Raw genomic sequence first — 13,700 nt, forward strand, 5'->3', positions numbered from 1 at the left:
ATACACAGATCAAACAGCGCCGCTGCACCAGCAGCGGCCAGCATATTCGGAGACACAGCACATGGGTAAAATCATCGGTATCGACCTGGGGACTACCAACTCCTGCGTCGCTGTCATGGAAAATGGTGTGGCCAAGGTGATCGAGAACGCCGAGGGTGGTCGTACCACGCCGTCGATCGTCGCCTATACCAACGACGGAGAAACGCTGGTCGGCCAGTCCGCCAAGCGCCAATCGGTCACCAACCCGCAGAACACCCTGAACGCCGTCAAACGTCTGATCGGTCGTCGCTTCGACGAAGACGTCGTGCAGAAGGACATCAAGCTGGTGCCCTACAAGATCATCAAGGCCGACAACGGTGACGCCTGGGTCGAGGCCAAGGGTGAGAAGATGGCGCCGCCGCAGATTTCTGCGGAAGTGCTGAAGAAGATGAAGAAGACCGCCGAGGACTATCTGGGCGAGGCCGTCACCGAGGCGGTGATCACCGTACCGGCTTACTTCAATGACAGCCAGCGTCAGGCCACCAAGGATGCCGGTCGCATCGCTGGCCTGGACGTCAAGCGCATCATCAACGAGCCGACAGCGGCTGCGCTGGCCTACGGGATGGACAAGGCCCGTGGCGATTCCACCGTGGTGGTATATGACCTGGGTGGCGGTACCTTCGACGTATCGGTGATCGAGATTGCCGAAGTTGACGGTGAGCATCAGTTCGAAGTGCTGGCCACCAACGGCGACACTTTCCTTGGTGGTGAAGACTTCGACATGCGTCTGATCGACTATCTGGCGGATGAGTTCAAGCGGGAAAACGGCGTTGATCTACACAACGACCCGCTGGCCCTGCAGCGCCTGAAAGAAGCCGCTGAGAAAGCCAAGATCGAGCTGTCCTCGAGCCAGCAGACCGATGTCAACCTGCCGTACATCACCGCCGATGCCTCCGGTCCCAAGCACCTGCAGGTAAAAGTGACCCGTGCCAAGCTGGAGTCGCTGGTTGAAGAGCTGATCAAGCGCAGCATCGAGCCGTGCCGTGTGGCCATGAAGGACGCCGGTCTGGATGTTTCCGACATCAACGAAGTGATCCTGGTGGGCGGTCAGACCCGTATGCCGCTGGTGCAGAAGACCGTTGCCGAGTTCTTCGGCAAGGAGCCGCGCAAGGACGTCAACCCCGATGAGGCGGTTGCCGTGGGTGCAGCTATCCAGGGCGCGGTACTGGCCGGTGACGTGAAAGACGTATTGCTGCTGGACGTATCCCCGCTGTCGCTGGGTATCGAAACCATGGGCGGCGTGATGACCACGCTGATCGAGAAAAACACCACCATTCCGACCAAGAAGTCGCAGGTGTTCTCGACCGCGGACGACAACCAGACTGCAGTGACCATTCACGTACTGCAGGGTGAGCGTAAGCAAGCGCAGCAGAACAAATCGCTGGGTCGCTTCGACCTGGCCGACATCCCGCCGGCGCAGCGTGGCGTACCGCAGATCGAGGTCAGCTTCGACATCGATGCCAACGGTATCCTCAATGTGTCCGCCAAGGACAAGGCCACCGGCAAGCAGCAGTCGATCGTGATCAAGGCCAACTCCGGTCTGAGCGATGAAGAAATCGAGCAGATGGTGCGTGATGCCGAGGCCAACGCCGATGAAGATCGCAAGTTCGAAGAGCTGGTGACCGTGCGCAACCAGGGTGACCAGCTGGTGCATGCCACTCGCAAGACCCTGACCGAGGCGGGCGACAAGGCCACCGAGGAAGAGAAGGCCGCTATCGAGAAGGCGCTGGCCGATCTGGAAGAGGCGATCAAGGGCGACGACAAGGCCGAGATCGAAGCCAAGATCAACGCATTGTCCGAAGCGTCCGGCCCGATGGTACAGAAGATGTACGCCGAGCAGGCGCAGTCGGCTCAGGCGGAAGGCCAGGCGGACGCCGGTGATGCCAATGCCGATGACGTGGTGGATGCCGAGTTCGAAGAGGTCAAGGACAACAACAAGTAGTCCTTGCGTGACCGGGTGTCGGGCTTTGCCTGAGGCCCGGTACACATCGCGGCAGGGCAACGCGGGAGCTATTCCCGCGTTGCTGTTTGTGCCGTAAGGCTTTCTAAAGGAAACAGGATATATGGCCAAGCGTGACTATTATGAGGTGCTGGGCGTGGAGCGCGGCGCCAGTGAAGCCGAGCTGAAAAAGGCCTATCGCCGGTTGGCAATGAAATATCACCCGGACCGCAATCCGGATGACAAGGAAGCGGAAGAGAAATTCAAGGAGGCCAACGAGGCCTACGAAGTTCTTACCGATGCCAACAAGCGGGCGGCTTATGATCAGTATGGCCACGCGGGCGTCGACCCGAATATGGGGGCCGGTGCCGGCGGCTTTGGCGGCGGCAACTTCTCCGACATCTTCGGCGATGTATTCGGCGATATCTTCGGTGGTGGTGGCGGCGGGCGTGGTCGCTCCAGCGTGCAGCGGGGCAGTGATCTGCGCTACACCCTGGAACTCGATTTGGAAGAGGCTGTGCGCGGCACGTCTGTAACCATCCGGGTGCCGACCCTGGTGGGCTGCAATACCTGCGATGGCAGCGGTGCCAAGAAGGGCACCAGTCCGGTGACCTGTACCACCTGCGGTGGCCACGGCCAGGTGCGCATGCAGCAGGGTTTCTTCTCTGTGCAGCAGACCTGTCCCCGTTGTCATGGCACCGGTCAGATGATCAGCGATCCCTGCAGGGATTGTCACGGCCAGGGCCGGGTCGAAGAGCACAAGACTCTGTCGGTCAAGGTGCCGGCTGGTGTCGATACCGGTGATCGCATCCGGCTGGGCGGTGAAGGCGAGGCGGGTGTCAACGGCGGTCCTTCGGGCGACCTGTACGTGGTGGTCTCGGTACGCGAGCACAAGATCTTCCAGCGTGACGGCAAGAATCTGTACTGCGAAGTGCCGATCAGCTTTGCCGATGCTGCCCTGGGTGGTGAGCTGGAAGTGCCGACTCTGGACGGCCGAGTCAAGCTGAAGATTCCCGACGGTACCCAGACTGGCAAGCTGTTCCGGTTGCGTGGCAAGGGCGTGGTGCCGGTGCGCGGTGGCTCGGCCGGTGACCTGCTGTGTCGGGTGGTGGTCGAGACGCCAGTGAACCTGACCAAACGTCAGCGCGAGCTGCTCGACGAACTGCGTGATACGCTGCAGGCCGAGGGCAGCAATCAGTCGCCGCGGGCCAAGAGCTGGTTCGAAGGTGTGAAGAATTTTTTTGAAGACATGAAGTTCTGACCGGGGCAAGCATGAGAAGAATAGCGGTAATCGGCGCAGCCGGACGGATGGGCAAGACCCTGATCGAGGCCATCCAGCAAGCAGAAGGAGCCAGCCTGACGGCGGCGATCGAGCGGCCGCAGAGCAGTCTGATCGGTGCCGATGCCGGTGAGCTGGCCGGCGTCGGCAAGCTCGGCGTGAATATCGTTGGTGATCTGAATCAGGTGCTCAGCGAATTCGATGTGCTGATCGACTTTACTCATCCGACCAGCACCCTGGTCAATCTCGATATCTGTCGTGCGGCGGGCAAGGCCCTGGTAATCGGCACCACCGGCTTCTCCGACGCGGAAAAGCAGCAGATTGCCGATGCGGCTCAGCAGGTACCGGTGGTGTTCGCGCCGAACTTCAGCGTGGGTGTCAACCTGACCCTCAAGCTGCTGGATATGGCGGCCCGGGTCATGGGTGACGAGGCGGACATTGAAATCATCGAGGCGCACCACCGGCACAAGGTCGATGCGCCGTCCGGCACTGCGCTGCGCATGGGGGAAGTGGTTGCCGATGCGCTGGGTCGCAACCTCCAGGACGTGGCGGTGTATGGCCGTGAAGGCCAGACCGGCGCACGCGACCGCAACACCATCGGTTTTGCCACCGTGCGCGCCGGTGATGTGGTCGGTGACCACACCGTACTGTTTGCCACCGAAGGCGAGCGGGTCGAGATTACCCATAAGGCGTCGAGCCGCATGACCTTCGCCAAGGGCGCGGTGCGTTCAGCGATCTGGCTGGGTGGGCGCACCAGTGGTCTGTACGACATGCAGGATGTGCTGGCGCTGCGTGACTGAATTATGCGTGACAACAAAAAAACCGGCCCTTCGAGGCCGGGTTTTTTGTGCCCGCCGGCTCAGCTGGCCTTGTTCTGGCGCACCTGTTCGCGTGCCAGGTCGTTCAGGGTCTCGGTATTGCGCTGCAGGTAGAAGGCCGCAATGGTCGGTACCCAGTCGGCCCGGTGGTTGAGCAGGCGCGGCTGGATGAAGCTGTACTGCTTGTCCAGGTCGTTCAGTGTGCCGGACAGCTCGGGCAAAAGGGTTTTCAGGGTGGCTGAGCGCTGGACAATGCTGGCATCGATATTCTGAAACACGGTTTCGCCGGGTTCGATGAAGTAGATGCCGATCGAGCTGAACATGCTGTTCTGGTAGAGCAGCAGGATCTGGCTCGTCTCCAGGCTCTGCTGATGCAGCGCGTGAAGATGTTCGCTGATGGTGCCAGCGAGGCCGGAATACTGTGCCCCGGCGGCTTTGTCCAGCTTGCCATGGGCCATCATGATGCGGTTGACCGTGGCCAGGTGGTAATGGGCCTCTTCCAGGCTCTGGTTCTCCAGTTCGCGAATCAGGCCGACAAATTCGTTGAACGGGGTGCGCAGATCCTGAGGGTTGTCCATCAGGCGCAGCAGTTTTTCCATGTTGCCCAGGGCGTCGTTGTAGGTCTCCCGGTTGCCGGGCTCCCGTACACGTTCGAACAGGTTGTTATCGATCAACAGGTAGGTGGCGGCCCGGTAGCCTTCGCTGCGCAGTTCATGGATGTTCTGCGCCAATTGCGCGTCGGTGTCGGCTGGGGTCTGGCCGGCGAAGCCGAGCAGCAGCAGAACCAAGAGGTATTTCAGATGCATCTTCATTGTCTGGAGTCCCTGTTTTTTGTTTTTTGATCCTGATCCGGTCGCGACAGGCGCGTACCGGCAGAACTTCCCAGGCTCTGCGGCCAAGGATTTCATCCCCTGCAGTTTTAGCATGTTCATCGCGATTATGAAACAGAGCCCGAAATCGTCCCGTTCAATGGTCGTGGGCGAGATGGTCGGTGTGGATATTTACTGATCAAACCGGTAAACTATCGCGCTAATCAGTCTATATCAGCGCGTATCTGACCAATGCCTTTGCAGTGGAATGAAGTGGTAAACACATCATTCCCGCTTTTGTGCAGCCCGCGTTTGGCAAAAACGTGTCAGTCTTTCGGAGGTTTTCTTGTCCAAGCCCGCCATTCTCGCCCTTGCCGACGGCAGCATTTTCCGCGGTGAGGCCATCGGCGCCGACGGCCACAGTGTCGGCGAGGTCGTGTTCAACACAGCCATGACCGGTTATCAGGAGATCCTTACCGATCCTTCCTATGCACGGCAGATCGTCACGTTGACCTATCCCCACATCGGCAATACCGGTACCACGCCGCAAGATGCCGAGTCCTGGAAGGTCTGGGCGGCGGGCCTGGTGATCCGAGACCTGCCGTTGGTCGCCAGTAACTGGCGCAACAAGCAATCGCTGCCGGATTACCTCAAGGAAAATGGCACTGTGGCCATTGCCGGCATCGATACCCGTCGCCTGACGCGCATTCTGCGCGAGAAAGGTGCGCAGAATGGCTGCATCATGGCGGGTGAGGACGCGACTGAAGAAAAAGCGCTGGAGCTGGCGCGCGGCTTCCCTGGTCTGAAGGGCATGGACCTGGCGAAGGAGGTCAGTGTCAAAGAAGCCTACGAATGGCGTTCCGCTCCCTGGAATCTGGCCACTGATAGCCACCCTGAGATTGACGCGGCCGATCTGCCCTACCATGTGGTGGTCTATGATTTCGGCGTCAAGTACAACATCTTGCGCATGCTGGTCGGCCGCGGTTGCCGGTTGACTGTCGTACCCGCCCAGACCACGGCAGCGGAAGTGTTGGCGCTGAATCCCGATGGTGTGCTGCTGGCCAACGGTCCGGGCGACCCGGAGCCTTGCGATTACGCAATCAAGGCCATCCAGGAGTTGCTGGAATCCGATACCCCGATCCTCGGCATCTGTCTGGGTCACCAACTGCTCGCCCTGGCTTCCGGTGCGCGCACGGTAAAAATGCCCAGCGGCCACCATGGTGCCAACCACCCGGTTCAGGATCTGGATAGCGGTGTGGTGATGATCACCAGCCAGAACCACGGCTTCGCGGTGGACGAGGCCAGTTTGCCGGCCAACGTCCGCGCTACCTATAAATCCCTGTTCGACGGCACTCTGCAGGGCATCGAGCGCACCGACAAGGCGGCCTTCAGCTTCCAGGGACACCCTGAGGCGAGCCCCGGTCCGGGCGACGTGGCACCGCTGTTCGAGCGGTTCATCGCAGCCATGAACAAGAGCGCCTGAGTCGTCGGTCTATCCCAAGGATTAAAAGCACACTATGCCAAAACGTACTGATATCAAAAGTATTCTGATCCTCGGCGCCGGTCCCATCGTGATCGGCCAGGCCTGCGAGTTCGACTACTCCGGTGCCCAGGCCTGCAAGGCGCTGCGTGAAGAGGGGTTCCGGGTGATCCTGGTGAACTCCAACCCGGCCACCATCATGACCGATCCGGCCATGGCTGATGCCACCTATATCGAGCCGATCAAGTGGCAGACGGTAGCGCGCATCATCGAGAAGGAGCGCCCGGACGCGCTGCTGCCGACCATGGGCGGTCAGACTGCGCTGAACTGCGCGCTGGATCTGGAAAAGCACGGCGTGCTGGAGAAGTTCGGCGTGGAGATGATCGGTGCCAATGCCGATACCATCGACAAGGCCGAAGACCGTTCGCGGTTCGACAAGGCCATGCGTGATATCGGCCTGGAATGCCCGCGTTCCGGCATCGCTCACAACATGGATGAAGCCTACGGCGTCCTCGACAAGGTCGGCTTTCCTTGCATCATTCGCCCATCCTTCACCATGGGTGGTACCGGTGGCGGGATTGCCTATAACCGCGAAGAGTTCGAGGAAATCTGCAACCGCGGTCTGGATCTTTCTCCGACCAAGGAACTGCTGATCGACGAATCGCTGATCGGTTGGAAGGAATACGAGATGGAGGTGGTCCGCGACAAGAAGGACAACTGCATCATCGTCTGCTCGATCGAGAACTTCGATCCCATGGGCGTGCATACCGGTGACTCCATCACCGTGGCTCCGGCCCAGACCCTGACCGACAAGGAATACCAGATCATGCGCAACGCCTCGCTGGCGGTGCTGCGTGAAATCGGTGTGGAAACCGGCGGCTCCAACGTGCAGTTCGGTATCGACCCGAAGGATGGCCGCATGGTCGTCATCGAAATGAACCCGCGGGTGTCGCGTTCTTCCGCGCTGGCCTCCAAGGCCACTGGTTTTCCGATTGCCAAGATCGCCGCCAAGCTGGCGGTGGGTTATACCCTTGATGAGCTGCAGAACGACATTACCGGTGGCCGTACCCCGGCGTCCTTCGAGCCATCGATCGACTACGTCGTTACCAAGATTCCGCGTTTTGCCTTCGAGAAATTCCCCAATGCCGATGCGCGCCTGACCACCCAGATGAAATCCGTGGGTGAGGTCATGGCCATTGGCCGGACTTTCCAGGAATCGCTGCAAAAAGCGCTGCGTGGCCTGGAAGTGGGCTCCTGCGGCTTCGACCCGCAGCTGGATCTGAGTGCCGCGGATGCGGCCACCGACCTGACCCGCGAGCTGACGGTGCCGGGCGCCGAGCGTATCTGGTACATCGGTGATGCCTTCCGCGCCGGTATGAGTGTCGAGCGCATCTTCGATCTGACCAAGATCGATCCCTGGTTCCTGGTACAGATCGAGGATCTGATCAAGGACGAGGAACGTGTCAGCAAACTGGGCCTGGCCGATCTCGACAAGAACCTGATGTTCCGCCTCAAGCGCAAGGGATTCTCCGATACCCGCCTGGCGCAGCTGCTGGGCGTGAGCGAGAAGAACCTGCGTTCGCAGCGCCAGAAGCTCGGCGTGTTTCCGGTGTACAAGCGGGTGGATACCTGCGCCGCCGAGTTCGCCACCGATACCGCTTACATGTACTCCACCTATGAGGAAGAGTGCGAGGCCAACCCGTCGACCCGTGACAAGATCATGGTGCTGGGTGGCGGCCCGAACCGCATCGGTCAGGGTATCGAGTTCGACTACTGCTGCGTGCACGCGGCTCTGGCCATGCGTGAAGACGGGTACGAGACCATCATGGTCAACTGCAACCCGGAAACCGTATCCACCGATTATGACACGTCCGATCGTCTGTATTTCGAGCCGGTGACCCTGGAAGATGTGCTGGAAATCGTCCGTGTCGAACAGCCCAAGGGTGTGATCGTGCAGTACGGCGGGCAGACTCCGCTGAAGCTGGCTCGTGCCCTGGAAGAGGCCGGCGTGCCGATCATCGGTACCAGCCCCGAGGCCATTGACCGTGCCGAGGACCGCGAGCGCTTCCAGCAGATGGTCGAGCGCCTGAACCTGCGTCAGCCGCCGAACGCCACTGTGCGCAGCGAAGACGAGGCCATCACGGCCGCGAACAAGATCGGCTACCCGCTGGTCGTGCGCCCATCCTACGTACTGGGCGGTCGCGCCATGGAGATCGTCTACCAGGAAGACGAGCTCAAGCGCTACCTGCGTGACGCGGTGAAGGTTTCCAATGACAGCCCGGTGCTGCTGGACCACTTCCTCAACTGTGCGATCGAGATTGACGTGGATGCGGTGTCCGACGGCACTGATGTGGTCATCGGTGCGATCATGCAGCACATCGAGCAGGCGGGCGTACACTCCGGTGACTCGGCCTGCTCGCTGCCGCCGTACTCGCTGTCTGCCGAGGTACAGGACCAGATGCGCGACCAGGTCAAGCGCATGGCGCTGGAGCTGGGTGTGGTCGGTCTGATGAACGTGCAGCTGGCGCTGCAGGGCGACACCATCTACGTAATCGAAGTGAATCCGCGGGCTTCGCGTACCGTGCCCTTCGTCTCCAAGTGCATTGGCCGCTCCCTGGCGCAGATCGCTGCGCGGGTGATGGCTGGCAAGACGTTGAAGGAGCTGGGCTTCACCGAAGAGGTGATTCCGCCGTTCTTCTCGGTAAAGGAAGCGGTCTTCCCGTTCGCCAAGTTCCCGGGTGTGGATCCCATCCTTGGGCCGGAAATGAAATCCACCGGCGAGGTGATGGGCATTGGCGACAGTTTCGCCGAGGCTTTTGCCAAGTCGCAGCTGGGCGCCAGCGAGGTGCTGCCGACCTCGGGTACCGTGTTCATCAGCGTGCGTGAGGACGACAAGCCCTTCGTCGCCGACGTGGCCCGTGATCTGACTGAGCTCGGTTTCGAAGTGGTGGCCACCGCCGGTACCGCCAAGGTCATCGAGGCGGCTGGTTTGCCGGTGCGCCGTGTGAACAAGGTCACCGAAGGTCGCCCGCATATCGTCGATATGATCAAGAACGACCAGATCCGGCTGGTAATCAATACCACCGAAGGCCGGCAGTCCATCGCCGACTCCTATTCCATTCGTCGCAATGCCTTGCAGCACAAGGTGTACTCCACCACCACTCTGGCCGGCGGTCAGGCGGTATGCATGGCATTGAAATTCGGCCCTGAGCGCGCAGTGCGCCGCCTTCAGGAACTGCACGAGGGAATCTGACATGAAATATCCGATGACCAAGCAGGGCGCACTGGCCCTGGAAGAAGAGCTCAAGCACCTGAAAACAGTGCTGCGTCCGCAGATCACCGAGGCCATTGCCGAGGCGCGTGAGCTGGGCGATCTCAAGGAGAATGCCGAGTACCATGCCGCGCGCGAGCAGCAAGGTATGGTCGAGGCGCGTATCCGTGATATCGAAGGCCGTCTGTCCAATGCCCAGGTGATCGATGTCACCGCCATTGCCCGTACGGGCAAGGTGATCTTCGGCACCACGGTGACCATTGCCAATGTGGATACCGACGAGGAAGTGCGTTACCAGATCGTCGGTGAGGACGAGGCGGAGATCAAGGAAGGCAAGATCTCCGTCACCTCGCCCATTGCCCGGGCGCTGGTCGGTAAGGAGGAAGGCGAGATCGTGGCAGTCAAAACCCCCGCTGGCGTCGTCGAGTATGAAATCGTCGAGGTTCAACACCTGTGAGCCAGTCTGCTGCTCTGCCGGCAATGCGTAGCGGCAGGGTAGCCTGGCAGCTGGCCCAGACGTTGTGGGTCGGCGGCGTGTGGATGCTGCACTTCGTCATGCTGCCGGCGCTGGAGCGGTTCGGTCTGGCGCCGTTGCTGATCGATGAGATCGGCGGCTTCATGCGACCGCTGCTGGTCGGTTTTGCCGCAGTATGCGCACTATTGCAGTGTCTGGTGGCTGGTTTGGTGTTGGGATGGACCGTCTGGCGGGATCTGCGCGGGCAATTGCTGTTGGTGGTGCTGCTGGCTGCGGCGGTGTTCTTCCTGGTTGGTAGCTTGCCGCGCGGCGAGTACTGGCAGATGTTCAGCTATCTGGTGGTGGCATTCGCCGGCTTGGTGCTGATACTGCAGCCGCGGCCGGATGAGATTACCGGGCGCTGATCAGGTTTGTTGGTGGGAAGTCTGTGGGAGCGGCTTTGGGCGCCTCCACAGAAATCCCGGTCAGGGCTGGCAGGACGTCAGAAGTCCTTGAAGCGGGCCAGGTTCGACAGATTGGGGTTGGCTTTCTTGTTGCGACGCAACAGGATGACCATCTTGCCGATGACCTGAACCAATTCTGCGCCACTGGCCTGACACAGCTCGTCGATCAGTGCCTGCTTGGTGTCGCGATCACCGACGGTGATGCGAATCTTGATCAGCTCGTGATCATTCAGGGCGCGATCGAGTTCCGCCAGCACACCTTCGCTGGCACCCTGCTCGCTGACTATTACCACCGGCTTGAGATGGTGGCCAATGCGTTTGTAGGCTTTCTTCTGTTCAGAGCTGAGCGCCATAATGATCCGTGTGAGTTCCTGTATTCGATGAATGTCGAGAAAGGAAACTAGTATAACCGGCGGCGCGATCCGCTGCATGAGGTATTCCGTGGCAAGATCAAAGACCAGCAAAGGTTGGCTGAAAGAACATTTTGATGACCCCTATGTCAAACTGGCGCAGAAGGACGGCTACCGTTCCCGTGCCAGTTACAAACTACTGGAAATCCAGGAAAAGGATCGTCTGCTGCGACCCGGCATGACCGTACTGGATCTCGGCTCCGCCCCGGGCGGGTGGTCGCAGGTGGTCAGCCGGGTGATCGGCGAGAAAGGCCGGATCATTGCCTCCGACATCCTGCCGATGGACAGCATTCCGGATGTGAACTTCATCCAGGGCGACTTTACCGAGGACGCGGTATTCGAAGCGATCCTGGCGGCCATCGGTGACGGACAGGTTGATCTTGTTATTTCCGATATGGCCCCCAATATGAGTGGTACGCCCGCTGTTGATCAGCCGCGCGCCATGTATTTGTGCGAGCTGGCGCTGGACATGGCCACGCGGGTACTGCGTCCGGGCGGCGATTTTCTGATCAAGGTGTTTCATGGCGAAGGATTCGACGAATACTTCAAGGACATGCGTAGCCGTTTCGACAAGATGGTGACGCGCAAGCCGGGAGCGTCGAGGGACAGGTCGCGGGAGACCTACCTGCTGGCGCGGGGCTTCAAGGGCTGACGGCGGAGCCGGCGACACAGGGCGTTACACTGGCATAACTGCCGCCGCGCCGGATTCTGGTGTAAGGTAGGCAGGCCGGATAAACAGACGAATACAGCCAGGCCCGGACCACCTGTTGGCGGGCAAGAGGATAGCAATTTGAACGATATGGCGAAAAACCTCATTCTGTGGTTGATCATCGCTGCAGTGCTGGTGACTGTGATGAATAATTTCAGCAGTCCTACCGAACCGCGAGCACTGAATTACACCGAATTCCTCGAGCTGGTGAATGATCGCCAGGTTGAGCGCGTCACCGTGGATGGCTTCGTGATTACCGGTAAGCGCCGGGATGGTGAAGTATTCAAGACCGTACGCCCGGCGATCCAGGACAACGGCCTGATCGGCGACCTGCTGGAAAATGATGTGGTGGTTGAAGGCAAGCAGCCGGAGCGCCAGAGCATCTGGACTCAGCTGTTGATTGCCAGCTTCCCGATCCTGATCATCATTGCCATCTTCATGTTCTTCATGCGTCAGATGCAGGGCGGTGGCGGTGGCCGCGGCGGGCCGATGAGCTTCGGCAAGAGCAAGGCGCGCATGCTGTCCGAAGATCAGGTCAAGACCACCTTTGCTGATGTCGCCGGTTGCGACGAGGCCAAGGAAGAAGTCGGCGAACTGGTTGAATTCCTGCGCGACCCGGGCAAGTTCCAGCGTCTGGGTGGGCATATCCCGCGCGGCGTACTGATGGTCGGTCAGCCCGGTACCGGTAAGACATTGCTGGCCAAGGCGGTTGCCGGCGAGGCCAAGGTGCCGTTCTTCACTATCTCCGGCTCCGACTTCGTGGAAATGTTCGTCGGTGTCGGCGCCAGCCGGGTGCGCGACATGTTCGAGCAGGCCAAGAAGCATGCGCCCTGCATCATCTTCATCGACGAGATCGATGCGGTGGGTCGTCATCGTGGCGCAGGCCTGGGCGGCGGTCATGACGAGCGCGAGCAGACCCTGAACCAATTGCTGGTGGAGATGGACGGCTTCGAAGCCAACGACGGTATTATCGTGGTTGCCGCGACCAACCGTCCGGACGTGCTCGACCCGGCGCTGCTGCGCCCGGGCCGCTTCGACCGTCAGGTGGTCGTTGGCCTGCCGGATATCCGTGGTCGCGAGCAGATTCTCAAGGTGCACATGCGCAAGGTTCCGCTGGGTGATGATGTGGTGCCTTCTGCCATCGCCCGTGGTACGCCCGGCTTCTCCGGCGCCGACCTGGCCAACCTGGTGAATGAGGCGTCCTTGTTCGCCGCCCGCGCCGGCAAGCGCCTGGTCGAGATGAACGAATTCGAGATGGCCAAGGACAAGATCATGATGGGCGCCGAGCGCAAATCCATGGTCATGTCCGACAAGGAAAAACTCAACACTGCCTACCACGAATCCGGCCACGCCATCGTTGGTCGTCTGGTGCCCGAGCACGATCCGGTCTACAAGGTATCGATCATCCCCCGCGGCCGCGCTCTGGGCGTGACCATGTTCCTGCCGGAGGAGGATCGTTACAGTCTTTCCAAGCGCGCTCTGACCAGTCAGATCTGCTCGCTGTTTGGCGGCCGTATCGCCGAGGAAATGACCCTGGGCTTCGATGGTGTGACCACTGGTGCTTCCAATGACATCATGCGCGCCACCCAGTTGGCGCGGAACATGGTGACCAAGTGGGGCTTGTCCGAGAAGCTCGGCCCGCTGATGTATGCCGAGGAAGAGGGCGAAGTGTTCCTGGGCCGCAGTGCCGGTAGCCAGCACACCAACGTTTCCGGTGAAACCGCACGGCTGATCGATGAAGAAGTACGCAGCATCATCGATGGCTGCTATGCCACCGCCAAGCGCTTGCTGGAAGAGAATCGTGACAAGCTGGACCTGATGGCCGAAGCGCTGATGAAGTACGAAACCATCGATGTCGAGCAGATCAACGACATCATGCTCGGCAAGCCTGCCCGTGAGCCCAAGGGTTGGACCGACGATGATCGTCGTGGCCCCGGCGCGGCAGCATCCGATCCGGATGCTTCGCCCGACCCGCAGGATGCGCCCCGTGACGATGGCATCATCGGCGGACCGGCAGGCGAACACTGA

Annotated in this window: 12 protein-coding genes; 10 read left to right on the forward strand and 2 right to left on the reverse strand. The window is 60.4% G+C overall.

The genetic code is table 11. The features are described 5' to 3' along the window. The first annotated feature begins 22 nt into the window (after nucleotides 1-22). The 3 genes from dnaK (at nucleotide 23) to dapB (ending at nucleotide 4,057) form a co-directional block, all read left to right on the forward strand. Nucleotides 23-1,981: a molecular chaperone DnaK gene (gene dnaK, locus QAO71_RS02055; protein WP_280165648.1), complete on the forward strand. Its 1,959-nt coding sequence runs from the start codon at nucleotides 23-25 to the stop codon at nucleotides 1,979-1,981. A 121-nt stretch (nucleotides 1,982-2,102) separates the two neighbouring features. Next, nucleotides 2,103-3,239: a molecular chaperone DnaJ gene (gene dnaJ / locus QAO71_RS02060; RefSeq protein ID WP_036993143.1), complete on the forward strand. Its 1,137-nt coding sequence runs from the start codon at nucleotides 2,103-2,105 to the stop codon at nucleotides 3,237-3,239. An 11-nt stretch (nucleotides 3,240-3,250) separates the two neighbouring features. Continuing rightward, on the forward strand, nucleotides 3,251-4,057 hold the full coding sequence (dapB, locus tag QAO71_RS02065; RefSeq protein WP_074779324.1) for a 4-hydroxy-tetrahydrodipicolinate reductase: 807 nt from the start codon (nucleotides 3,251-3,253) through the stop codon (nucleotides 4,055-4,057). Between the two features lie 59 nt (nucleotides 4,058-4,116). Here the strand turns inward: dapB and QAO71_RS02070 are convergent, their stop codons facing one another. Then, the gene (locus QAO71_RS02070; RefSeq protein ID WP_074779322.1) at nucleotides 4,117-4,887 is read right to left on the reverse strand and encodes a hypothetical protein; all 771 of its coding nucleotides are present in this window, start codon (nucleotides 4,885-4,887) and stop codon (nucleotides 4,117-4,119) included. A gap of 19 nt (nucleotides 4,888-4,906) precedes the next feature. Between QAO71_RS02070 and QAO71_RS02075 the strand changes: the two genes are divergently transcribed. From QAO71_RS02075 to QAO71_RS02095, 5 genes are all read left to right on the forward strand, one after another. Further along, nucleotides 4,907-5,083, forward strand: coding sequence for a hypothetical protein (locus tag QAO71_RS02075; RefSeq protein ID WP_169304636.1), 177 nt, complete (start codon nucleotides 4,907-4,909; stop codon nucleotides 5,081-5,083). A gap of 147 nt (nucleotides 5,084-5,230) precedes the next feature. Next, entirely contained in the window at nucleotides 5,231-6,367 is a 1,137-nt protein-coding gene (gene carA, locus QAO71_RS02080) for a glutamine-hydrolyzing carbamoyl-phosphate synthase small subunit (protein ID WP_280165123.1), read from the forward strand. 34 nt (nucleotides 6,368-6,401) lie between these two features. Beyond that, nucleotides 6,402-9,617, forward strand: a complete 3,216-nt coding sequence (gene carB / locus QAO71_RS02085; protein WP_036993136.1) for a carbamoyl-phosphate synthase large subunit — start codon at nucleotides 6,402-6,404, stop codon at nucleotides 9,615-9,617. A gap of 1 nt (nucleotide 9,618) precedes the next feature. Next, nucleotides 9,619-10,092 (forward strand): transcription elongation factor GreA, encoded by a 474-nt coding sequence (gene greA / locus QAO71_RS02090; protein WP_280165124.1) that lies wholly within the window; start codon nucleotides 9,619-9,621, stop codon nucleotides 10,090-10,092. A gap of 23 nt (nucleotides 10,093-10,115) precedes the next feature. Beyond that, nucleotides 10,116-10,514: a DUF4149 domain-containing protein gene (locus QAO71_RS02095; RefSeq protein ID WP_074779737.1), complete on the forward strand. Its 399-nt coding sequence runs from the start codon at nucleotides 10,116-10,118 to the stop codon at nucleotides 10,512-10,514. Nucleotides 10,515-10,591: 77 nt separating this feature from the next. On the opposite strand, the gene yhbY is transcribed toward QAO71_RS02095, so the two are convergent. Beyond that, complete coding sequence (gene yhbY, locus QAO71_RS02100) at nucleotides 10,592-10,906, reverse strand: ribosome assembly RNA-binding protein YhbY (RefSeq protein WP_036993259.1); 315 nt, start codon at nucleotides 10,904-10,906, stop codon at nucleotides 10,592-10,594. Between the two features lie 88 nt (nucleotides 10,907-10,994). Between yhbY and rlmE the strand changes: the two genes are divergently transcribed. Then, nucleotides 10,995-11,615 carry a 23S rRNA (uridine(2552)-2'-O)-methyltransferase RlmE gene (gene rlmE, locus QAO71_RS02105; RefSeq protein WP_036993258.1) on the forward strand — a complete coding sequence of 207 codons (621 nt, stop codon included), beginning with the start codon at nucleotides 10,995-10,997 and terminating at the stop codon, nucleotides 11,613-11,615. A gap of 147 nt (nucleotides 11,616-11,762) precedes the next feature. Beyond that, entirely contained in the window at nucleotides 11,763-13,700 is a 1,938-nt protein-coding gene (ftsH, locus tag QAO71_RS02110) for an ATP-dependent zinc metalloprotease FtsH (protein WP_074779735.1), read from the forward strand.

Source organism: Halopseudomonas sp. SMJS2, from assembly GCF_029866945.1.
GTDB classification, from domain to species: Bacteria; Pseudomonadota; Gammaproteobacteria; order Pseudomonadales; family Pseudomonadaceae; genus Halopseudomonas; species Halopseudomonas bauzanensis.

Coding starts and splice junctions, on each gene's coding strand:
- ftsH (WP_074779735.1), top strand. CDS start 11,763: ATGGCGAAAAACCTCATTCTGTGGTTGATCATCGCTGCAGTGCTGGTG.
- dnaJ (WP_036993143.1), top strand. CDS start 2,103: ATGGCCAAGCGTGACTATTATGAGGTGCTGGGCGTGGAGCGCGGCGCC.
- yhbY (WP_036993259.1), bottom strand. CDS start 10,906: ATGGCGCTCAGCTCTGAACAGAAGAAAGCCTACAAACGCATTGGCCAC.
- dapB (WP_074779324.1), top strand. CDS start 3,251: ATGAGAAGAATAGCGGTAATCGGCGCAGCCGGACGGATGGGCAAGACC.
- carB (WP_036993136.1), top strand. CDS start 6,402: ATGCCAAAACGTACTGATATCAAAAGTATTCTGATCCTCGGCGCCGGT.
- QAO71_RS02095 (WP_074779737.1), top strand. CDS start 10,116: ATGCGTAGCGGCAGGGTAGCCTGGCAGCTGGCCCAGACGTTGTGGGTC.
- QAO71_RS02070 (WP_074779322.1), bottom strand. CDS start 4,887: ATGAAGATGCATCTGAAATACCTCTTGGTTCTGCTGCTGCTCGGCTTC.
- greA (WP_280165124.1), top strand. CDS start 9,619: ATGAAATATCCGATGACCAAGCAGGGCGCACTGGCCCTGGAAGAAGAG.